This is a genomic window from Streptomyces sp. SCSIO 30461, from assembly GCF_037023745.1.
In the GTDB taxonomy this organism is placed as follows: Bacteria; Actinomycetota; Actinomycetes; order Streptomycetales; family Streptomycetaceae; genus Streptomyces.
Genome location: NZ_CP146101.1, coordinates 6257083 through 6277034, shown reverse-complemented (window position 1 = coordinate 6277034; position 19952 = coordinate 6257083). Strand labels below are relative to the sequence as shown.

Annotated in this window: 19 protein-coding genes; 11 read left to right on the top strand and 8 right to left on the bottom strand. The window is 69.5% G+C overall.

The annotated features are described in order from the left end of the window. Window positions 1-12: 12 nt before the first annotated feature. The 3 genes from V1460_RS28185 to V1460_RS28175 are packed head-to-tail and all read left to right on the top strand — an operon-like array spanning window position 13 to window position 2848. Window positions 13-714, top strand: a complete 702-nt coding sequence (locus V1460_RS28185) for a response regulator transcription factor (protein WP_338676420.1) — start codon at window positions 13-15, stop codon at window positions 712-714. Next, on the top strand, window positions 711-2177 hold the full coding sequence (locus tag V1460_RS28180; protein ID WP_407077543.1) for an ATP-binding protein: 1467 nt from the start codon (window positions 711-713) through the stop codon (window positions 2175-2177). Before V1460_RS28185 ends, V1460_RS28180 begins: the two co-directional genes overlap by 4 nt. Then, window positions 2174-2848 (top strand): hypothetical protein, encoded by a 675-nt coding sequence (locus V1460_RS28175; RefSeq protein WP_338676419.1) that lies wholly within the window; start codon window positions 2174-2176, stop codon window positions 2846-2848. Before V1460_RS28180 ends, V1460_RS28175 begins: the two co-directional genes overlap by 4 nt. Window positions 2849-2853: 5 nt before the next feature. Here V1460_RS28175 and V1460_RS28170 read toward each other — a convergent pair whose 3' ends face one another. The 5 genes from V1460_RS28170 to V1460_RS28150 all read right to left on the bottom strand — a co-directional run bounded on the left by V1460_RS28170 (window position 2854) and on the right by V1460_RS28150 (window position 8246). Then, entirely contained in the window at window positions 2854-3678 is an 825-nt protein-coding gene (locus tag V1460_RS28170; RefSeq protein ID WP_338676418.1) for a serine hydrolase domain-containing protein, read from the bottom strand. Between the two features lie 104 nt (window positions 3679-3782). Then, the gene (locus tag V1460_RS28165) at window positions 3783-4463 is read right to left on the bottom strand and encodes a response regulator transcription factor (RefSeq protein ID WP_338676417.1); all 681 of its coding nucleotides are present in this window, start codon (window positions 4461-4463) and stop codon (window positions 3783-3785) included. Next, window positions 4460-5794, bottom strand: a complete 1335-nt coding sequence (locus tag V1460_RS28160) for a sensor histidine kinase (RefSeq protein WP_338676416.1) — start codon at window positions 5792-5794, stop codon at window positions 4460-4462. Before V1460_RS28160 ends, V1460_RS28165 begins: the two co-directional genes overlap by 4 nt. Window positions 5795-5903: 109 nt before the next feature. Next, window positions 5904-6788 carry a DUF4429 domain-containing protein gene (locus V1460_RS28155; RefSeq protein ID WP_338676415.1) on the bottom strand — a complete coding sequence of 295 codons (885 nt, stop codon included), beginning with the start codon at window positions 6786-6788 and terminating at the stop codon, window positions 5904-5906. A gap of 246 nt (window positions 6789-7034) precedes the next feature. Then, window positions 7035-8246, bottom strand: a complete 1212-nt coding sequence (locus V1460_RS28150; RefSeq protein ID WP_338676414.1) for an alpha/beta hydrolase — start codon at window positions 8244-8246, stop codon at window positions 7035-7037. A 198-nt stretch (window positions 8247-8444) separates the two neighbouring features. On the opposite strand from V1460_RS28150, the gene V1460_RS28145 reads away from it, so the two are divergent. Continuing rightward, window positions 8445-8876 (top strand): peptidase inhibitor family I36 protein, encoded by a 432-nt coding sequence (locus tag V1460_RS28145; protein ID WP_338676413.1) that lies wholly within the window; start codon window positions 8445-8447, stop codon window positions 8874-8876. An 89-nt stretch (window positions 8877-8965) separates the two neighbouring features. Here the strand turns inward: V1460_RS28145 and V1460_RS28140 are convergent, their stop codons facing one another. Together V1460_RS28140 and aceE are read right to left on the bottom strand one after the other, a co-directional pair. Further along, window positions 8966-9841 (bottom strand): potassium channel family protein, encoded by an 876-nt coding sequence (locus V1460_RS28140; protein WP_338676412.1) that lies wholly within the window; start codon window positions 9839-9841, stop codon window positions 8966-8968. A gap of 103 nt (window positions 9842-9944) precedes the next feature. Continuing rightward, window positions 9945-12692: a pyruvate dehydrogenase (acetyl-transferring), homodimeric type gene (aceE, locus tag V1460_RS28135; protein WP_338676411.1), complete on the bottom strand. Its 2748-nt coding sequence runs from the start codon at window positions 12690-12692 to the stop codon at window positions 9945-9947. Between the two features lie 379 nt (window positions 12693-13071). Here aceE and V1460_RS28130 point away from each other — a divergent pair, with 379 nt between their 5' ends. The 6 genes from V1460_RS28130 to V1460_RS28105 all read left to right on the top strand — a co-directional run bounded on the left by V1460_RS28130 (window position 13072) and on the right by V1460_RS28105 (window position 17568). After that, window positions 13072-13509 carry a DUF3052 domain-containing protein gene (locus V1460_RS28130; RefSeq protein WP_338676410.1) on the top strand — a complete coding sequence of 146 codons (438 nt, stop codon included), beginning with the start codon at window positions 13072-13074 and terminating at the stop codon, window positions 13507-13509. A gap of 132 nt (window positions 13510-13641) precedes the next feature. Further along, complete coding sequence (locus tag V1460_RS28125) at window positions 13642-14100, top strand: peroxiredoxin (RefSeq protein ID WP_338676409.1); 459 nt, start codon at window positions 13642-13644, stop codon at window positions 14098-14100. A gap of 116 nt (window positions 14101-14216) precedes the next feature. Beyond that, window positions 14217-14792: a TerD family protein gene (locus V1460_RS28120; protein WP_338678239.1), complete on the top strand. Its 576-nt coding sequence runs from the start codon at window positions 14217-14219 to the stop codon at window positions 14790-14792. Window positions 14793-14899: 107 nt separating this feature from the next. After that, window positions 14900-15475: a TerD family protein gene (locus V1460_RS28115; protein WP_338676408.1), complete on the top strand. Its 576-nt coding sequence runs from the start codon at window positions 14900-14902 to the stop codon at window positions 15473-15475. A 62-nt stretch (window positions 15476-15537) separates the two neighbouring features. Further along, on the top strand, window positions 15538-16659 hold the full coding sequence (locus V1460_RS28110) for a DUF475 domain-containing protein (RefSeq protein WP_338676407.1): 1122 nt from the start codon (window positions 15538-15540) through the stop codon (window positions 16657-16659). A 168-nt stretch (window positions 16660-16827) separates the two neighbouring features. Beyond that, window positions 16828-17568, top strand: coding sequence for a Tellurium resistance (locus V1460_RS28105; RefSeq protein WP_338676406.1), 741 nt, complete (start codon window positions 16828-16830; stop codon window positions 17566-17568). Window positions 17569-17591: 23 nt separating this feature from the next. Here the strand turns inward: V1460_RS28105 and V1460_RS28100 are convergent, their stop codons facing one another. Next, window positions 17592-18503 carry a TerD family protein gene (locus V1460_RS28100; protein WP_338676405.1) on the bottom strand — a complete coding sequence of 304 codons (912 nt, stop codon included), beginning with the start codon at window positions 18501-18503 and terminating at the stop codon, window positions 17592-17594. Window positions 18504-18757: 254 nt separating this feature from the next. On the opposite strand from V1460_RS28100, the gene V1460_RS28095 reads away from it, so the two are divergent. After that, entirely contained in the window at window positions 18758-19921 is a 1164-nt protein-coding gene (locus V1460_RS28095) for an HpcH/HpaI aldolase/citrate lyase family protein (protein WP_338676404.1), read from the top strand. Window positions 19922-19952: the final 31 nt, after the last annotated feature.

The window sequence follows — 19952 nt, the reverse complement described above, 5'->3', positions numbered from 1 at the left end:
GGGAGACTCCCGATGCCCCGCGTGCTCCTCATCGAGGACGACCCTTCCGTACGCGAAGGGGTCGAGCTCGGTCTGCGCCGCCGCGGACACGAGGTGCGGTCCGCCGCCACCGGCGAGGCAGGGCTCGCCGCGCTGGGCGAGTTCCGTCCCGATCTGCTGCTGCTGGACCTGATGCTGCCCGGGATGAACGGAGTCCAGGTCTGCCGCCGGGTGCGCGAGAGCAGCCAGTTGCCGATCATCATGCTCACCGCGCGCGGGGACGACTTCGACGTTGTCGTGGGCCTTGAGGCCGGTGCCGACGACTACATCGTCAAACCCGCCCGTACCGAGGTGATCGAGGCGCGTATCCGCGCGGTGCTGCGCCGAATCGAGGACTTCGCCCAGGGGCCGGGGGGCGGCCAGGGCCGTGCCGCCGTCGAGGTGCACGGCGAGCTCGCCATCGACCGTGCGGGACTGGCCGTGACCAAGTCCGGACGGCAGCTCGCGCTCGCGCCTTCCGAGCTGAAGCTGCTGCTGCATCTGTCCGCGGCGCCCGAGCAGGTGTTCAGCAGGCAGCAGTTGCTCGAACACGTGTGGGAGCACGGCTATCACGCGGACGCCCGGCTGGTGGACGCCTGCGTGCGGCGCCTGCGCAACAAGATCGAGGACGAGGACGGAGCCCCCCGCTACATCCAGACCCTGCGGGGCTTCGGCTACCGCTTCGGACCGCTGTGATCAGCCGCGCGCGGACGGCGGCCTTCGGGCTGCGGGTCAGGCTCGTGCTCGCCTTCCTGCTGGTCGCGGCGGTCAGCGCGGGCACCACCGCCGCGCTGACCTACCGTGAGGCCCGCAACGCCCTGCTGGAGACGGCCCAGGACACGGCCGTCACGTCGTTCCGCGACCAGATCCAGCTGATGGGCTTCGGGCTGCCCATCCAGTCGGAGGGGCTCGGAGACGCCCTCCGGGAGATCGCGCGCAAGGGCAAACCCCACCCCTGGGTGGTGTTCGCCGAGTACGGCTCGATCCGCGCGTCGTCGGGCACCAGCCCCGTCTCCACCGTGATCACACCCGAGCTGCGCCGTTCCGCGGCGGCCAACCCCAACGGCGCGTTCCAGCGGGTGGTCAAGGACGGGGTCCCGTACCTCACCATCGGCATGCCCACCGTCTTCAAGGCCGGTCCAGGAGGGGTGCTTCCCAGCCGGCTCGTCATGTACGCCGTCATGCGGATGACCGATGAACAGCTCAACGTCGACGCGCTGGTCACGGCGGCCCGAGACGGTGCCCTGCCCGGACTCGCCATCGCCCTGGTGCCCGCGCTGCTGGCGGCGCGCAGCGTGCTGAGGCCGGTGCGCGAGCTGCGGCAGGCCGCGCGGAGCATGGGCAGCGGGAGGCTGGACACGCGTATCCGGGTCAGGGGCAGCGACGAACTCGCCGAACTGGCGCGTACCTTCAACGAGTCGGCGGGCGAGCTCGAACGCTCCGTGGAGGAGCTGCGGCAGGCCGAGGAACGCGCCCGCCGCTTCGCTTCCGACGTCTCGCACGAGCTGCGCACCCCGCTCGCCGGGATGCTCGCCGTCACGGAGGTGCTCGACGAGGAAGCGGGCAGCCTGGACCCGGACACGGCGAAGGCGGTGCGGCTCGTCAGCACCGAGACCGGAAAGCTGGCCGTGCTGGTCGAGGACCTGATGGAGATCTCCCGCTTCGACGCCCGAGCGGCAGAGCTGAACACCGACGAGGTCGACGCGGCCGAGGCCATCCGCAAGACCCTGGAGAACCGCCACTGGACCGGCGAGCGCGGAGTGCGCACCGAACTGCCCGACGGCACCCGTGCCCGGCTCGATCCGCGCCGCTTCGACCTGGTCGTGGCCAATCTGGTCGGCAACGCCCTGCGGCACGGCGGTACTCCCGTCACCGTACGACTGCGCACCGAGGCGCGCTCCGACGGTGTGCCGGTGCTGGTCACCGAGGTCGCCGACAGCGGTCCCGGAATCAGTCCCGAGGTGCTGCCGCATATCTTCGACCGCTTCTACAAGGCCGACGCTGCCCGTACCCGATCGGCGGGCAGCGGGCTCGGGCTGGCGATCACGCTGGAGAACGTACGGTTGCACGGAGGCACGGTGCGGGCCGGGAACCAGCCGGGTGGCGGGGCTGTCTTCACCGTGGAGATACCGCTCCGCGCGGAGGAGGCCGAGGGATGAGGCGCGCGCATCGCCTGCGCTGTCGGTACGCGGTCGCCGCCGTGACGCCGGCCGCGCTGCTGCTGATGGCCGGCTGCGGCATCCAGGAGACCGATGTCATCGAGGCGGGCGGTCCCGCGACCCTCCAGGCCTTCGTGAACCGGGGCAGCGATGTGCTGCTCTTCTTCCACGGACCGGACGGGCGGCTGAGCCCCGTGATCCGGTCGCCCGCGGCCTTCCTTGGCCCTTCGACCGGATTCGGCCCCGAGTACGCGCAGGGCCAGGACACGATCGCGTTGACGGGGAAATCGGTCCGCGAGCTGTTCGCGGGTCCGGCCGAGCACGACAGGGCCGCCGGTCTGGGCACGGGTCTGCCCCGGGGAGACCCGAACGCAATCGTGCAGGTCGGGCACGAGAAGGGCGGCGAAGTCGAGGTGGTGCTCCCGATCGCCCTGGACGGACTCGACGAGACCGCGCTGAGTCAGCTGGTCTGCACGATCGCCTACGCGCAGGACTCCCAGGGCGAGGGCACGGTGAGACTGACCGGCCGGGACCTGTCGTTGAGCCCCGCGGCCTGCGGTATCGACATCAACGCGGATCCCGCCCCGGTGCCGACCGAGACCGGGGTGGGCCGGGCGCCGGTCCCGTTCGACCTGTCCGACCCGTCCGGCCCGAGCGGCGGAACGGGTTGAGCGGCTCAGCCTGCGGCGGCCCGCAGCTCGGCGAGCACCGCGTCGGTGAACGGCGGCCATGCCTCGACCGCCCATGGTCCGAAGGCCCGGTCGGTCAGCGCCACACAGGCCGCGCGGGCGTCCGGATCGACCCATAGGAACGTACCGGACTGTCCGAAATGCCCGAAGGTGCGCGGGGATGACGATACACCCGTCCAATGCGGCGACTTGGAGTCCCGGATCTCGAAGCCGAGGCCCCAGTCGTTGGGCTTCTGGTGCCCGTAGCCCGGCAGGACACCCGACAGACCCGGGTGCACCACGGACATCGCTTCCAGTACGGTGCGCGGATCGAGCAGCCTCGGCGCCTGCACCTCAGCCGCGAACCGCACCAGGTCGTCCACCGTGGACACGCCGTCCTTCGCGGGCGAACCGTCCAGCGTCGTGGACGTCATCCCCAGGGGCTCCAGCACCGCCTGCCGCAGATACTCCGCGAACGGGATGTCGGTGGCCTTGGCGATGTGGTCGCCGAGCACCTCGAAGCCCGCGTTCGAGTAGAGCCTCCGGGTCCCCGGCGCGGCCACGGTCCGGTGCTCGTCGAACGCCAGCCCGCTGGTGTGCGCGAGCAGATGCCGCACGGTGGCCCCATCGGGCCCCGCGGGCTCATCCAGCTCCACGGCGCCTTCCTCGTACGCGACGAGCGCGGCGTAGGCGGCGAGCGGCTTGGTGACCGAGGCGAGCGGGAAGCGGTGTGCCGTGGGACCGCGGGTCCCGGCGACGGTGCCGTCCGCACGGACGACCGCGACGGCGGCGGTGGGTACGGGCCAGTTCCCGATCAACGCGAGGCTCTGCATGCGTACGACCCTAAAGGACGCGGTCCCACGATCCTGAAGCGCGTGGTGGCCGTCGCTCTGGGGGCCCGTGCGGCTCACGCCGCCGTCGCGGTCGTCCGTACCGCTCACGCCCCGCCGGGCCGTACGAGCCCCGACTCGTAGGCGAAGATCACCGCCTGCGCCCTGTCCCGCAGACCCAGCTTCGCCAGTACCCGTCCCACATGTGTCTTCACCGTCTGCTCGGCGACGACCAGCTGCTCCGCTATCTGCAGGTTCGACAACCCCCGCGCGATCAGCTCCAGCACCTCCGTCTCACGCGGGGTGAGCCCGCCGAGCCGCAGCGCCGCGCGCCCCCCGCGCGGGGCGGGGCGCTGTGCCGCGAAGTCCGCGATCAGACGGCGGGTCACCGAGGGCGCGAGGAGTGCCTCGCCGGCGGCCACCACCCGTACCGCCGAGATCAGGTCGGCCGGTGGCGCGTCCTTGAGCAGAAACCCCGAAGCACCCGCGCGCAGCGCCTCGTGGACATAGTCGTCCACGTCGAAGGTGGTCAGCATCAGCACCTTCGGCACATGGACCACGCCCGGCGGCGGCGAGAGGATCTCCCGGGCCGCCGCGAGCCCGTCGAGTTCCGGCATCCGCACGTCCATCAGGACCACGTCGGGGTGGGTGGTGCGGGCGGTCCGGACACCCGCGCGGCCGTCCGGTGCCTCGCCCACGACGTCGATGTCCGCCTGCGCGGACAGCAGCGCGGCGAACCCCGCGCGCACCATGGCCTGGTCATCGACGATGATCACGCGGATCGTCACTGGGGGTCCTTCGCGGTCGGCACAGTGGACTGGGCGGGAGTACGGGAGGCACCGGGTGCGAGCGGCATCCGTGCGGCCACTCGGAAGCCGCCGTCCGGCAGTGGCCCGGTGTCCAGGGTGCCGCCGGCCAGCCGTACGCGTTCCCGCATGCCCACCAGACCGTGCCCGGTCCCCGCGCTCTCCAGCACCGCCACGGGCTCGGTCGCCGCTGCGTTGACCACGAGAACGGTCAGATGGCCGTCGTCGGCGGTCACCGACACACGGGTCGTCGTACCCGGGGCATGGCGTACGACGTTCGCGAGCGCCTCCTGCACGATGCGGTACGCCGACAGGTCCACCGACTGCGGAATGTCGTCCGACTCGGTCAGCCCCGACTGGAGCGACAGCGCGACCGGCACCCCGGCGCGAACCGTCGCCTCGACCAGCTGCTGGATCCGGTCGAGTCCGGGCTGCGGTGCCCGCTCCCCCTCGGAACCCTCGCTGCGCAGCACGGACAGCAGGCGGCGCATCTCGGTGAGCGACTCCCTGGCGCTGATGGCGATCGTGGCGAACTCCTCGCGGGCCGCGTCGGGCAAGCCGTCGATCCGGTACGGCGCCGAGTCGGCCTGCACGGTGATCACGGACATGTGGTGCGCCACTACGTCGTGCAACTCCCGCGCGATCCGGGTCCGTTCCTCCAGGAGCGTGCGCCGGGCGCGCTCCGCCTCACTGATGGTCTCCTGCTCCGCCAGCCTGCGCTGGGCGTCACGGCGTTCGCGGATGGCCGCGCCGATGAACAGCACCACACCGCTCAGCACGAAGAGCAGCACGTCGCCGCCGCTGTTGCCGCGCCCGTCCGGGACGGGTGTCGCGGTCTGGCTCAGCAGGAAACCGACCACGCCGGTCAGCAGCCACACCGCGACAAGTGTGCGGCGTGGCTCGCGCAGGGCGAGAGCCAGCATCAGGAAGAGGTAGCCGATGATGATCGGCGGCGGCCATGGCCAGATGGCGTGGTCGGCGGTGCCTGCCAGGTTGAGCGCGCAGACGATGTCGAAGCTGAAGATGATCCACCAGGCCTGGAGCGGCCGGTGCACGATCATCAGCAGCGGTCCGGCGGTGCCGACGGCGAGCAGTTGGGCGAGCCCGCGATTGGCCCCGTACAGCTCGATGAGATGGAACGCCGTCGTGGGCAGCAAGATCGCGGTGATCACGCACACGAGGAAGTAGGGGACCCTGTGCCGCCACCGCCGGGGAGAGCCGGCGGGCGGTGCGGCCGGTGGCGGCGAGGGGTGCGCGAGACCGCGCAGCGCCTCGATGGCGTACCGGCGGAGGGGAGGGTTCGTCTGGGGCATGGCCCGGTCAAGGGTAGGTGCCGGATCCGGTCGGTTCGTCATACCGGGGGCCCGAGTGCGGTGTCATACCCCGGTATGACACCGCACCGCGCACGATGCGCGGGACCGGCTACAGCTCTGCCAGCAACTCCGCCTTCTTCGCGCGGAACTCCTCGTCCGTCACCAGCCCCGCGCTGTGCAGCTCCCCGAGGTGCCTCATCCGCTCCGCGACCCCTGCCGGGTCATGCGCGGACGGCACCGGAGCCATGGACGACGAAGTGCCGCGTATCGCCTCCAGCACGGCCGCGGCGAATGGCAGCGACTCATGGACCGGCCCGTATCCGAGGCCGAACACCACCGCGGCCGGGTCCTTGTCGGCCTGCGCGGGCGGGGTACCCGGAGGGATGCCGTCCAGGGCGGGGTCACCGGGGCGGCGCAGCAGCCGCAGGTACCCGTCGAAGACATCGGGGGAGCGCCACTCCACGCCGGTCAGCTCGGACACCGCGAAGGTCTGGTCACCGGCCTTCCACTTGGCGGACGAAGCGCCCGTCCAGGACCAGCGGAACGTCACTTTCTCGCCATCGAACGAGGCCTTGCCGTCGTAGGCCTTGAACTGGAGCGGTGCCTCGACGGACTGCACCAGGTACGAAGCCGCGGGGACCGCGCCCCCACCAGGACCGGGCAGCACGGCGCGGAGTTGGTCCGCGTAGTACTCGGCGATCAGCTCGCGGTCGGCGGGCAGCACCAACCGGTAGGGGTCGCAGTTCTCCGGGAGCTGGCCGTCGGCGGCGTCGATCAGCGGATCGGCGCCCGGTCTCGGCACCGCGCGCAGCACGATCGTGCCGCGCTTGCCCGGGTAGAGCGTCACCGACTCCAGCGCTTCGAGGGGGACGCGTCGTTCGCCCAAAACCTGGAACAGCTTCGGTGTGCCGCGATTTCCCCGTGCGAAGCGGATGAGTACGGAGTCCCGTTCGAACTCCCAGTCGGCATGGTTTCCGGCCAGCACATCACCCATGCGCCTCATCGTAGGCGGCGTACGCGGGCGCGTCGCCCCCCGAAAGAGCCATGGACGGACCTCGGCGTACTTCGGGGGCGTATCGCGCACGGCACGAACGCCCGCCTCTGCAGGACCGTGTGTCGAGCATCGGGCCTCAGGCGTCCGGCCAGACCCTCAGGCTTGGTCCGCCCGGTTCTCAGGTTTGGCCCTTCCGGTTCTCAGGCCTGGTCCGCCCGGTCCCTCAAGCCTCAGACCTGGCGGGTCTCAGGCCGTGTTCAGCGCCTGGAGTCCGGCGCGGCAGGCGCCGACACCATCCGCGCAGCTCACCGCGCCGTATGCGCCGACGCCTATCTCGGCGAAGTTGGCCAGGCTCTCGGTGCCGGGCTCGAAGTACCCGGCGTGCCCCACCGCGCCCGTCGCGGACAGCACCCGCGCCCCGAACTCGGGTGTGACCGGGTCCGCGCCGTGGCCGAGCCCGCCGACCTCCAGATAGGGCACGTCCTGGATCCAGTCGTCGCTGTCGCGCATGGCCCACACCCGGGCCGTGGTCCTGAGCCGTGCCGCGCTCTCGGCTCGCATCCCCGGGCTGCCTGCGACCGCCAGGTCGCCGACCCGCCGCGGCAGTTCACTGGCGGCGACACCGCAGACCACCGAGCCGTAGCTGTGGCAGAACAGCGATACCCGGGCGGTGCCGGGCAGCGAACGGGTCAGCGCCACGAGCCGGTCGGCGCCGGTCGCGGCGAGCCTGCCGGTCGAGGCGTCCAGACCCACCCCGGTCGGAGCGCTGTAGTCGGCCCAGGCGATCACGGCGGTCCGAGTGGTGGGTGAGGCGGTCCGTTCGGCTTCGTAGAGGGACTGTGCCATGCCCACCGGTGCCGTGTACTTACGGTTGGTCCTCTCGAAGGTCAGCAGATTGGTGTCGACGCCGGGTACGACGACCGAGACCCGCTGCGCGCGTTCGAGGTCGCCGAAGACCTCGGCGACGCGGCCTTTGCCCGAGGGGTCGAAGGCCAGGATCTGGCGACCGGGCTGCAGCAGGGAGGTGAACCGGTGCATCCGCCGCCTCGCCTCGCCCCGGCCCTCGGCGGAGAGCCGGGCATCATGCGTACGCGACTCCTCCACGCGGAGTGCCTCGGTCAGCGCCGTCCGGTTGGCGCGGTAGCGCAGCGTGACCGGGGCGCCGTCGAGGTTGCCCACGATCAAGGGGTGCCGGTCCGCGATCTCCCTCGCGCTTCGCATGTCCGTGGAAGCGAAGAACCGTGCCAGTCGCTCGGGCGTGGCGTTGGCGTCGGGCAGAGCGCGGGACCTGATCCGGTCCTTGGCCCAGGCGGCGAGTGCGATGTCCCTGGGCTCACCGGGACCGGGCTGATCTCGTACTGCGGTCCAACCGGTGGTCGCGAGCAGCACGAACACGACGGCAAGAGCGAGCAGGGCGCGCCAGACGTTGAGTGGGGGAGTCGAGTCGAGGGGAGTCACTGAGGGGACAGCCTAGGGGGCCCTCGACGGCAGTCACGAAGACCGTGAGAGAGATCACGCGTCCGGGGGCGCCTGTGGCGCGGTCACTCGTGAGGATGAACTCGCCCGTCAGGCCTTCCGCCACACCGTGGGAGCCGGTCACTCTGCGTATACGGCATGCGTCATTGCGTGCACGTAACGACACGGGGGTTGATCCATATGCGTACGACACTTCCCGCCGCCCTCACACTGCTTGCTGTCTTCACCGTGCTCGCTGCCGCGGCACCCGCGGCACCCGCGGCACCCGCGGCACCCGCGGCACCCGAGGTGCCGGGCTCGGCCGGGTCGGCCGCGACCGACCGGGTGCCGCTGGGTCCCTGCGCCGCGGGTGAGCTCTGCCTCTGGGAGAGACCGGATTTCACCGGGCCCCGGCAGGTGTACGAGCTGTCCGGTCTCGATATCGAGTCATGCGCCACGCTGCCCGTCGGCACCACGGCGCTGGCTCTCGCAAACCGCACCGGACGGCCCGTCACCACCTACCAGTCGGCGGAGTGCGCCGAGACGGGCGAGTTCGAGACCTATCCGGGCGGTGGCACCTGGGTGCCGCAGTCCCCCTACCGGGTGCGGGCGTTCAAGGTGTGGGAGACGTAGCTGGGACACGTGGCCGGGAGACACGGACCATTCTCGGCCGTGGCCCCACTCCTGGGAGCAGGGCCAGACGGGACTCCTGGGGCAGGGCGTCAGATGCGGCCTGGTTCGTGGGGTGTCCCAGAGGCGGGATTCCGTTCGGGTGCCGACTGCGCAGGGTGCAGCGCGTCCGTCGCCTGCGTGGGGAGTGCGGCGTCCACCTGCCTTGCCGCGTTCACCTCCACCGTCCCCGTCCTCGCCCCCGTCGCCCCGGACAGCCGCGCCACTTCCGCCCGCAGCTGACCGACCTCCAGGGTCAGTGCCTCAAGCAGGGCCGTCTGACGGCGCTCCTCCGCGTCGTCTCGTTCGAAGCGGGCGATGAACCATGCGGCGATGTTGGCCGTGACCACACCCAGGAGGGCGATACCGGACAGCATCAGACCCACCGCCAGTACCCGGCCCATACCGGTGGTCGGTGCGTGGTCGCCGTAGCCGACGGTCGTCATCGTCGTGAACGACCACCACACGGCGTCGCCGAGCGTCTTGATGTTCCCGTTCGGCGCGGTCCGCTCGACGTGCAGCACCGCGAGCGAACCGAACATCAGCAGGCCGATCACAGCGCCCGCCACATAGGTGGTCAGCGTGATCTGCGTCGCCATCCTGGCGCGCCGGCCGACCAGCATCAGCGTTGCGACCATGCGCAGCAGTCGCAGCGGCTGCACCAGCGGCAGCAGTACGGAAAGCAGGTCGAGGGGGTGCTTGCGGACGAAGTTCCATTTACGGGGTGCGAGTGCCAGCCGTACGACGTAGTCGCAGGCGAAGGTGCCCCACACCACCCACTCCACCGTCTCACAGAGCTGGTGCACCCAAGGCCGGGCGTCCGGTGCCACGATCGGCACCGCGTACGCCAGCCCGAACGCCAGCGCTAGACCCAGCAGGGGGTTCTGCGTGTGTGCTTCCCAGCGTAGCTGCGCCGATCGTTCCTTCATGCGGCGCATCGTAGGCAACGGAGCGGAGCCGTGGGTGGGGACGGTGCCCTGCACCGTCCCCACCCACCGTGGTATTCCGCGGTGTCCGTACCTGCCCTTGCTCCTATGCGTCGCCGCCGGCCGAGCCCGGGTCGGCCGCCGCCACATCGAGCAGCTGGTAGCGGTCCACGGCCTGCTTGAGCACCGAGCGGTCCACCTTGCCGTCCCTGGCAAGCTCGGTCAGCACCGCCAGCACAATCGACTGGGCGTCGATGTGGAAGTAGCGGCGGGCGGCACCGCGGGTGTCCGCGAAACCGAACCCATCCGCGCCCAGCGAGGTGTAGCGGCCCGGCACCCAGCGGGCGATCTGGTCCGGCACCGAGCGCATCCAGTCCGACACGGCCACGAACGGGCCCTCGGCGGCAGTGAGCTTCCGCGTCACATACGGGACGCGCTGCTCCTCCTCCGGGTGAAGCAGATTGTGCTCCTCCACTGCCACGGCCTCCCGCCGCAGTTCGTTCCAGGAGGTCGCGGACCATACGTCGGCCCGTACGTTCCACTCGTCGGCGAGGATCCGCTGCGCCTCCAGGGCCCACGGCACCGCGACACCGGACGCCATGATCTGTGCCGGGATCTGGCCTGCCTCGCCCTGCTTGAAGCGGTGGATGCCGCTGAGGATGCCGTCCACATCGACATCTGCGGGCTCGGCCGGGTGCTGGATCGGCTCGTTGTAGACCGTCAGGTAGTAGAAGACGTCCTCACCGTGCGGGTGTTCGGCGTCGGAGCCGTACATCCGGCGCAGACCGTCCCTGACGATGTGGGCGATCTCGAAGCCGAAGGCAGGGTCGTAGGCCACGCAGCCCGGGTTGGTCGAGGCCAGCAGCTGGGAGTGGCCGTCGGCGTGCTGGAGGCCTTCTCCGGTCAGGGTGGTCCGGCCGGCGGTCGCGCCCAGGACGAAGCCGCGCGCGAGCTGGTCGGCCATCTGCCAGAACTGGTCGCCGGTGCGCTGGAAACCGAACATCGAGTAGAAGACATAGACCGGGATCAGCGGCTCGCCGTGTGTGGCATAGGCGGAACCCGCGGCGATCAGGGAGGCCGTGCAGCCCGCTTCCGAGATGCCGTCGTGCAGCATCTGGCCGGTCGGCGACTCCTTGTACGCGAGCAGCAGCTCGCGGTCCACGGCCTCGTACTGCTGCCCGAGCGGGTTGTAGATCTTGGCGCTCGGGAAGAAGGAGTCCATACCGAAGGTGCGGTACTCGTCCGGGGCGATCAGCACGAACCGCTTGCCGATCTCCTTGTCCCGCATCAGGTCCTTCAGCAGTCGGACGAACGCCATCGTGGTGGCGATCGACTGCTGGCCCGAGCCCTTCTTCACCGCCGCGTACGCCGAGTCGTCAGGCAGGGCCAGCGGCTCCGACCGCACGACCCGGGTCGGGACGTATCCGCCCAGGCCCTGGCGGCGGTCGTGCATGTACTGGATCTCCTCCGAGTCGCGGCCCGGGTGGTAGTACGGCGGCAGGCCGCTCTCCAACTGCGCGTCCGTGATCGGCAGGTGCAGCCGGTCGCGGAAGCCCTTCAGGTCGTCGACCGTCAGCTTCTTCATCTGGTGGGTCGCGTTGCGGCCCTCGAAGTTCGGTCCGAGTGTCCAGCCCTTGACGGTCTGGGCGAGGATCACGGTCGGCTGGCCCTTGTGGGCGCGTGCGGCGGAGTAGGCGGCGAAGATCTTCTTGTGGTCGTGACCGCCGCGCCCCAGGTGCAGGATCTGGGCGTCGGTCATGTTCGCGATCATGGCTCGCAGCCGGTGGTCGTCGCCGAAGAAGTGCCGGCGGATGTAGTCGCCGGTCTCGGTGGCATACGTCTGGAACTGGCCGTCAGGCGTGGTGTTCAGCTTGTTCACCAGCACGCCGTCCCGGTCCTGGGCCAGAAGCGGGTCCCAGGTGCGGTCCCAGATCAGCTTGATCACGTTCCAGCCGGCACCGCGGAAGATCGACTCCAGCTCCTGGATGATCTTGCCGTTTCCGCGCACCGGGCCGTCGAGCCGCTGGAGGTTGCAGTTGACCACGAAGGTCAGGTTGTCCAGACCCTCGCGGGCGGCCAGGGACAGCTGGCCCAGCGACTCGGGCTCGTCCATCTCGCCGTCGCCGAGGAAGGCCCAGACATGCGACCTGGAGGTGTCCGCGATCCCGCGGGCCTCCATGTAGCGGTTCATCCGCGCCTGGTAGATCGCGCCGAGTGGGCCGAGGCCCATCGACACGGTCGGGAACTCCCAGAAGTCCGGCATCAGCCGCGGATGAGGGTAGGAGGACAGCCCGTTCGGGTACTTCGACTTCTCCTGGCGGAAGGCGTCGAGCTGGGTCTCGTTCAGTCGGTCCAGCAGAAAGGCGCGTGCGTAGATCCCGGGCGAGGCGTGGCCCTGGAAGAAGATCTGGTCGCCGCCGTCGCCCTCGTCCTTGCCGCGGAAGAAGTGGTTGAAGCCGACGTCGTAGAGCGAGGCGGAGGAGGCGAAGGTCGCGATGTGGCCGCCGACGCCGATGCCAGGCCGCTGGGCGCGGGACACCATGACCGCGGCGTTCCAGCGGGTCGCGTTGAGGATCTTGCGTTCGATCTCCTCGTTGCCGGGGAAGAACGGCTCGTCCTTGGTGGCGATGGTGTTCACGTAGTCCGTGCTGCGCATCTCGGGCACGGCCACGCGCTTCTCGCGAGCCCGCTCGATCAGGCGCAGCATGAGATAGCGGGCCCGTTCCCGGCCGCGCTGGTCGACGGCGGCGTCCAGGGAGTCGAGCCACTCCCGGGTCTCCTCCGGATCGAAATCCGGGACCTGGCTCGGCAGGCCGCCAATGATGATCGGGTTGCGATCGGATCCGGAAGCCACGCTGTTCCTTCGCTCTTCGGTTACTGGTTGCTGATCATTGCTGCTGGGTCTGCTGCTGGTGTGCCGGGCGGATGGCGCCGCTCCCCATCGTGTACCCCGGGAGCAATTACGTCATCTCTACCGATGGGTAACCATGCGTCCCCGATTGGCGGACCGGCACCGCGGAAGCGTACAAAGGTGGCGAAGAGGGTAGGACGGTCCGGCGCCCCGCTGTGCCGGGGTGTCTGGAGTTGCGGCGGGACGGCCGTAAACGTCACCGTTTCGGCGGTCTCCGTGGCCGGGTACTTGCGCGATCCGTCCCGCCCGTGTGGACTACGGCCAATGCCTCGCGTACGCGCGCGGCTGAAGCATTTTCCGAAACAAGATCAGGAGGCAAGCCGTGAGCGCGACCGCGGACCACGCGGAGGAGCGGACCAACCCGGCAGCGAAGCTGGGGTTCGAGCCCGGACAGGTGGTCCAGGAGATCGGCTACGACGATGACGTCGAGCAGGAGCTCCGTGAGGCCATCGAGACCGTCACCGGCCAGGAACTGGCCGACGAGGACTACGACGACGTGGCGGACGTCGTCCTGCTGTGGTTCCGCGACGAGGACGGTGACCTCACGGACGCACTGGTGGACGCCATCGGCCTGGTCGATGACGGCGGTACGGTCTGGCTGATGACGCCGAAGACCGGCCGTGACGGCTATGTCGAGCCCAGCGACATCAACGAGGCCGCCCAGACCGCGGGTCTTTCCCAGACCAAGAGCATCAACGCGGGCAAGGACTGGACCGGCAGCAAGCTGGTCACGCCCAAGGCGGCGAAGTCCAAGCGCTGAGCGAAGCCCACTCGCAGGGCCCCTGCCGACGACGTGATGACCGTCGGCAGGGGCCCTGTGCGTAGGCTGGCGGCCATCCGGTTCCGGGGTCCGCCCGGACGGCCGGGGCGCACAGGGATGAGGGAAGCGCAGATGGCGATCGAGGTCGGCAGTGAGGCCCCGGACTTCACGCTCAAGGACAACCACGGGCGCACCGTGGCACTGGCGCGGTTCCGCGGGGAGAAGAACGTGGTCCTGGTGTTCTATCCGTTCGCCTTCACCGGGGTGTGCACGGGCGAGCTCGCCGCGTTGCGCGACCGAATGCCGCTGTTCGTCAACGACGACACGCAGCTGCTCGCCGCCTCCACCGATTCGGTGCACACCCTTCGGGTGTTCGCCGAGCAGGAGGGCATCGAGTTCCCGCTGCTCTCCGACTTCTGGCCGCACGGCGAGACGGCCCGGGCCTACGGTGTCTTCGCCGAGGACAAGGGCTGCGCCGTACGCGGCACCTTCGTCATCGACAAGGCGGGCACGGTGCGCTGGAGCGTGGTCAACGACCTGCCCGACGCCCGGGACCTCGACGACTACGTCAAGGCGCTCGACGCGCTCTGAACCTCATCGGCCGAAGTGTCTGGTTTCGGTGGGGAACCCGTCACTAGGATCCAGTCGTTGATCCGATGCCAACGCACGACGGGGGCGCTGCCCCTGACATCTACATGGGAGGACTCGTGGGAGTCAGCCTCAGCAAGGGCGGCAACGTCTCGCTGACCAAGGCCGCCCCCAACCTGACGGCGGTCACCGTCGGTCTGGGCTGGGACGTCCGCACCACCACCGGTACCGACTTCGACCTCGACGCCAGCGCCCTGCTGACGAATGCCGAGGGCAAGGTCGGCCTCGACGGGAACTTCGTCTTCTTCAACAATCTCAAGAGCCCCGACGGCTCCGTCGAGCACACCGGTGACAACCTCACCGGTGAGGGCGAGGGAGACGACGAGCAGATCAAGGTGAACCTCGCGTCCGTTCCGGCCGATGTCGCCAAGATCGTGTTCCCGGTCTCCATCTACGACGCCGAGAGCCGCCAGCAGTCCTTCGGCCAGGTGCGCAACGCGTTCATCCGCGTGGTGAACCAGGCGGACGGCGTGGAGCTCGCCCGTTACGACCTGAGCGAGGACGCGTCCACCGAGACCGCCATGGTCTTCGGTGAGCTGTACCGCAACGGCGCCGAGTGGAAGTTCCGCGCCATCGGGCAGGGCTACGCCTCGGGCCTGCGTGGCATCGCGCAGGACTTCGGCGTCAACGTCTGAGCCCAGCGGAGCAATCCATGCGTCCGGGTCCGGCGCCGCACACCCTTCGTGCGGCGCCGGACCCGCCCGCGCCTGCAAGACCGCACCCCAAGGGGAGGACTCACACCATGGGCGTCACGCTCGCCAAGGGAGGCCATGTCTCCCTCTCCAAGGCCGCACCCAACCTCACCCAGGTCCTGGTCGGACTCGGCTGGGACGCACGCTCCACCACCGGAGCCCCGTTCGACCTCGACGCAAGCGCGCTGCTCTGCCAGGCGGGCCGCGTACTCGGAGACGAGTGGTTCGTTTTCTACAACAATCTGAGAAGCCCAGAGGGCTCCGTCGAGCACACCGGTGACAACCTCACCGGCGAAGGTGACGGCGACGACGAGTCGCTGACCGTCGACCTCTCCCGGGTGCCCGCCCACTGCGACAAGATCGTCTTTCCGGTCTCCATCCATGACGCGGACAACCGCGGTCAGACCTTCGGCCAGGTCAGCAATGCCTTCATCCGCGTGGTCAACCAAGCGGACGGCGTTGAGCTGGCCCGCTACGACCTCAGTGAGGACGCCTCCAGTGAGACGGCGATGATCTTCGGCGAGCTCTACCGGTACGGGGGCGAGTGGAAGTTCCGTGCCGTGGGGCAGGGGTACGCGTCGGGGCTTCGGGGCATCGCTCTAGACTTCGGGGTCAACGTTTCGTAAAGCCGGGCGTGGCGCGGGGGAGAGCGTTCTCGCGGGGTCCGTACAAACCGATGGGATAGGCAGTGGTCCTGAGAACTTTCGGCTGGTCGTTCGCCGTCACGGCGCTCGGCCTCGCATTCGCCGCCTGGCAGTGGGGGTGGGAGGCGTTCGGGATCGTGCTGATCCTGTCGATCCTCGAAATCTCCCTGTCGTTCGACAACGCGGTCGTCAACGCCGGGATCCTGAAGAAGATGAATGCCTTCTGGCAGAAGATCTTTCTCACCATCGGCATCCTCATCGCGGTCTTCGGCATGCGGCTGGTCTTCCCCGTCGCCATCGTCGCCATCAGCGCCAAGGTCGGTCCGATCGAGGCCGTCAATCTCGCACTCGACGAGCCCGAGAAGTACGAGGCGCTGGTCACCGACGCCCACCCGGCGATCGCCGCCTTCGGTGGCATGTTCCTGTTGATGATCTTCCTCGACTTCATCTTCGAGGAGCGGGAGATCAAGTGGCTGACCTGGCTTGAGCGCCCGCTGGCCAAGTTCGGCAAGGTCGACATGCTGTCGGTCTGCATCGCCCTGATCGTGCTGCTGATCACCGCGATGACCTTCGCGACCCACGCCCACACCAGCACCGGTTTCACGGACAAGTCCGCCACCGTGCTGCTCGCAGGCGTCGCCGGTCTGATCACCTATCTGATCGTCGGCGGGCTCTCCGGCTACTTCGAGGACAAGCTCGAAGAGGAGGAGGAGCGCGAACACGAGGAGGAGCAGAAGGCGAAGGCCGAGGGCAAGCAGGTGTCCGCCGTCGGTCTGGCGGGTAAGGCCGCCTTCTTCCTGTTCCTCTACCTGGAGGTGTTGGACGCGTCGTTCTCGTTCGACGGTGTCATCGGCGCCTTCGCCATCACCAACCACATCTTCTGGATGGCACTCGGCCTCGGTATCGGCGCCATGTACGTCCGGTCCCTCACGGTCTACCTGGTCCGCCAGGGCACCCTCGACGACTACGTCTACCTGGAGCACGGTGCGCACTACGCCATCGGCGCCCTGGCCGTGATCCTGCTCGTCACCATCCAGCACGAGATCAGCGAGATCATCACCGGACTCATCGGCGTGGTGCTGATCGCGGCCTCCTTCCTCTCCTCCGTGATGCGCAACCGTGCGCTGGCGACCGAGGAGGCCAAGGAGAAGGCACCGGCCGTCTAGACGGCCGGTGTACGGCCTCCGGGGCGGCAGCGCACGGGAAGTGTGACGGCCCCGGGAATGAGGAACGCTCTCAGCGGGGCGGCCAGGAGGCGGCGACAGGGCCTCCTGGCCGCCCCGCGGCTCGCGTACAGGCGACAGTTGCGTACGGGTGACAGTCAGGGGTGGGGCATGGGGCTCTTGGACGGATGGTGGCGGGGCGGTGCGGCGGCGCAGTTCGACTCGGGGAACGCGGCGACCAACTCCATCCAACTGACGCGGCGGCATCCGCAGGTCTCACTCAGCAAGCAGGGCGCCGTCACCGGCAACCTCCGGGTGAACCTGTCCTGGCGGATGCGCACCTCCGACATCGAGGGACGTTCGAGGCAGAGCGGACGGCTGCTGCGTCACCCGTTCAAGCTCTTCCAGCCCGAGGTGGTCCAGGCGCACACCCAGGGCGTGGTCAACGTCGACCTGGACCTCGGCTGCCTCTACGAGCTCGCGGACGGCAGCAAGGGCGTGGTGCAGCCGCTCGGCGGCTTCTTCGGCAGTCTGAACGAGGCCCCGTACGTCAGGCTCAGTGGCGACGACCGGTTCGGCGCGCCGTCGGGCGAGACGCTCTTCGTGAACCTCGACCATCGCGACGACATCAAACGCCTGCTGTTTTTCGTCTACATCTATGACCAGACCCCGGCCTTCGACCGCACACACGCCAAGGTCACGCTGTACCCGGGCAACGGGCCGCGGGTCGAGATCGAGCTTGACGAGCGTGCCCCGCAGGCGCGCTCCTGCGCGGTGTTCTCGCTGGAGAACGTGAAGGGCGAGCTGGTCGTGCGCCGCGAGGTCAAATTCGTCTACGGCTTCCAGGCGGAACTCGACCGGCTGTACGGCTGGGGTCTCCAGTGGGGCCGGGGCTACAAGACCAAGACGTGACCCCGCCCGCCGCGCGGGTCCCGCTAACGCATGAACTGCGGGCCCATCGGAGGCAGCCTGAAGTCCCGGTCGGGCGTCGGTGCGGGCGCCGAGGCGGGCTGGGGGTAGCCGTATCCCGGCTGCGCAGACTGCGCCGGCTGCGCCTGTGCTGACGGCTGGGGCTGCTGCGGATAGCCGTACGAGGGCCCGGGCGCGTTCGGGACCGGTTGCGGGTAGCCGTAGGCCGGCTGGGCCGGCGGTGGTGCCTGCTGCGGATGCGTGTACGCGGGAGCCGTGGTCGGCATCGGCGGTGCGCTTATCGCCCGGGTGGCGTTCTGGTCCCCGGCGGTCTGCTGTGGCGGTACGGGGGGCGCGGACGGCTCCGTGTGGGGTGCTGCGGCCTCCGGCTCGGGCGTCTCGTCCACCGAGATGCCGAAGGCTGTCGCCAGCCCGATCAGCCCGGTCGGGTAGCCCTGCCCCACCGCGCGGAACTTCCAGCCGTCCCCGCGCCGGTAGAGCTCACCGCAGATGATCGCGGTCTCCTCACCGGTCTCGGCCTGGACGTCGAACACCGCCAGCGGTTCGCCATCGGCCTGTGCCGCGTCATACAGGGCGATGTGCAGGTCACGCACCCCGGCGAAGCTGCCGCCGTCCGACGAGGCGGCCAGGACGACCTGGTCCACCGACGGGTCGAGCGTGCCGATGTCCGCCTGGACCGTGTCGGTCAGGCCGTCCGCCGTTCGTTTCTTCGGCATCAGCCGCACCAGCCCGGAAGGGTGCCGGGGCTGGTTGTAGAAGACGAAGTCCTCGTCGGCACGCACCCGGCCGTCGGCGCCGAGCAGCAGGGCCGACGCGTCCACGTCGGGCACCCCTGGGCCGGGTGACCAGCGCAGTACGGCCCGTACGGCCGTCGCTGCGAGCGGTACGTTCGAGCCCTTCAACATCGCGTGCGTCATGACCGTAATCCTGCCTTCCCGCCCCCCGCGTGGACAACGCCGGGGCCGGTCCGGGCATGGGCGCACCGTTACGCGGGCAGGCTGAGTCGGGACGGACGAGTCGAGGCCGTGGATGCGATACCGCCGGGTGAGCCGGACCGGGCTGCCCGGTTACCTCGATTTCATGTGCGCGGGGACTTCATGACACTTGCACCTACGTACTATTACCGGCCGATCACCTGATAGGGCCGCAACGGCAGTACGGCGGGAGACATATGCGTCATTTCGGGCACATCCCGGCTACTGTGCGGAAGGGATTGTTCTACAAAGAGCCGTCCGAGTTCGGGGCCGATGCTCCGGCCGGGCTGCTCTCGGTCGCTCTCGGGGCCACGCTGTACAGTCCCGCGACCAGGCCCCGACTCGCGGATGACGTGCTCAAGCAGAGCGCGCGCGGTGTGGTCTCCATGGTGCTCTGTCTGGAGGACTCCATCGACGACGCCGATGTGGCGGGTGCCGAGGAGAACCTCGTCCGGCAGTTCGTCGACCTCGCTACCCGTGGCGGCGATGTGCCACTGCTGTTCATCCGGGTCCGTGAGCCAGGCCAGATCCCCGACCTCGTCGGGCGCCTCGGCGACACCGCCCGGCTGCTGTCCGGATTCGTGCTGCCGAAGTTCACCGAGGAGCGCGGCGGGGCCTTCCTGGACGCCCTCAGCGGTGCCGGGTCCGCCGTCGGCCGGGAGTTCTACGCCATGCCGGTGCTGGAATCCCCCGAGCTGCTGCATCTGGAGACCAGGGCGGAAACCCTGGCCGGAATCGCCCGTATCGTGGACAAGTACCGGGACCGGATCCTGGCCCTGCGTCTGGGCGTCACCGACTTCTGCTCCGCCTACGGGTTGCGCCGCTCGCCCGATATGACCGCCTACGATGTCAAGATCGTCGCACATGTCATCGCGGACGTGGTCAATGTGCTGGGTCGCTCCGACGGCACCGGTTTCACCATCACCGGCCCGGTGTGGGAGTACTTCCCCCGCCAGGAGCGCATGTTCAAGCCCCAGCTGCGCCGCAGCCCCTTCCAGGAGGTGCGGGCCGATGAGCTCCGCACCACGCTGATCGAGCACGACCTCGACGGACTGCTCCGGGAGATCGAGCTCGACCGCGCCAACGGACTGCTCGGCAAGACCTGCATCCACCCCTCCCATGTGCTGCCCGTCCACGCACTGTCGGTCGTCAGCCATGAGGAGTTCAGCGACGCGCAGGACATCCTTCGCCCGGAGCGAGGAGGTGGGGGAGTGCTGCGTTCGGTCTACACGAACAAGATGAACGAGGTGAAGCCGCACCGCGCCTGGGCCGAGCGCACACTCCGGCGCGCGGAGGCCTTCGGCGTCGCCCGGGAGGACGCCGGCTTCGTCGAACTGCTCACCGCCGGGCTGGCCGGCTGATGCCGGGTGCCGCGGGGCGGCAGTGGCTGAT

Coding starts and splice junctions, on each gene's coding strand:
- V1460_RS28140 (WP_338676412.1), bottom strand. CDS start 9,841: ATGAAGGAACGATCGGCGCAGCTACGCTGGGAAGCACACACGCAGAAC.
- V1460_RS28185 (WP_338676420.1), top strand. CDS start 13: ATGCCCCGCGTGCTCCTCATCGAGGACGACCCTTCCGTACGCGAAGGG.
- V1460_RS28100 (WP_338676405.1), bottom strand. CDS start 18,503: ATGACGCACGCGATGTTGAAGGGCTCGAACGTACCGCTCGCAGCGACG.
- V1460_RS28145 (WP_338676413.1), top strand. CDS start 8,445: ATGCGTACGACACTTCCCGCCGCCCTCACACTGCTTGCTGTCTTCACC.
- V1460_RS28175 (WP_338676419.1), top strand. CDS start 2,174: ATGAGGCGCGCGCATCGCCTGCGCTGTCGGTACGCGGTCGCCGCCGTG.
- V1460_RS28170 (WP_338676418.1), bottom strand. CDS start 3,678: ATGCAGAGCCTCGCGTTGATCGGGAACTGGCCCGTACCCACCGCCGCC.
- V1460_RS28095 (WP_338676404.1), top strand. CDS start 18,758: ATGCGTCATTTCGGGCACATCCCGGCTACTGTGCGGAAGGGATTGTTC.
- V1460_RS28155 (WP_338676415.1), bottom strand. CDS start 6,788: ATGGGTGATGTGCTGGCCGGAAACCATGCCGACTGGGAGTTCGAACGG.
- V1460_RS28115 (WP_338676408.1), top strand. CDS start 14,900: ATGGGCGTCACGCTCGCCAAGGGAGGCCATGTCTCCCTCTCCAAGGCC.
- V1460_RS28125 (WP_338676409.1), top strand. CDS start 13,642: ATGGCGATCGAGGTCGGCAGTGAGGCCCCGGACTTCACGCTCAAGGAC.
- V1460_RS28105 (WP_338676406.1), top strand. CDS start 16,828: ATGGGGCTCTTGGACGGATGGTGGCGGGGCGGTGCGGCGGCGCAGTTC.
- V1460_RS28160 (WP_338676416.1), bottom strand. CDS start 5,794: ATGCCCCAGACGAACCCTCCCCTCCGCCGGTACGCCATCGAGGCGCTG.